The organism is Mesorhizobium sp. Cs1299R1N3 (assembly GCF_037179625.1).
Classification (GTDB): domain Bacteria; phylum Pseudomonadota; class Alphaproteobacteria; order Rhizobiales; family Rhizobiaceae; genus Mesorhizobium; species Mesorhizobium salmacidum.
Map to the genome: position 1 here is coordinate 1 of NZ_JAPYKQ010000067.1, position 480 is coordinate 480.

The 480-nt window shown below is 62.7% G+C and carries 1 pseudogene; it reads right to left on the minus strand.

Going from position 1 to position 480, the window contains the following annotated elements:
• Positions 1 to 480 (minus strand): annotated as a pseudogene (locus O7B34_RS31985) (TonB-dependent siderophore receptor); the annotation flags it as partial.

Genomic DNA, 480 nt, shown 5'->3' on the forward strand with positions numbered 1-480 from the left:
GGGCAGGAATGAAGGGCACGTTGCCCTGAATGGTCATCTGCGGACGGAAGTTCTTGGTGTCGTCGTTCTGTGAAATGGCATCGAGCGTCCAACGCAGGCGCTCCCCGCGATAGTCGAGCGACAACGCACCGAGACCGGTCCGCCAGTTTCCGCCGTCGATCGAGGCTTCGCCATTGCGCCCCACCCCGTTGAACCGAACGCCCCACTCCTTGTTTTCACCGAAGCGGCGGCTGGTCTCCAGGTGGAGACCGTAGTTGCCGGCGCTCATGAAGATCGGCGTCAAACGTGTGAAAGGTACCTCAAGCGCGCGTTTGCTGACGATGTTGACGCCGCCGCCGACGCTGCCGCCAGGGGCCATGCCGTTGATGAGCGCTCCAGGCCCCTTGAGCAGCTCTATCCGCTCGATGATCTCGGCGGGCACGCGACTGGAAGACACCAGGCCGTAGAGACCGTTGAAACCGACGTCACCTGAAGGAACGG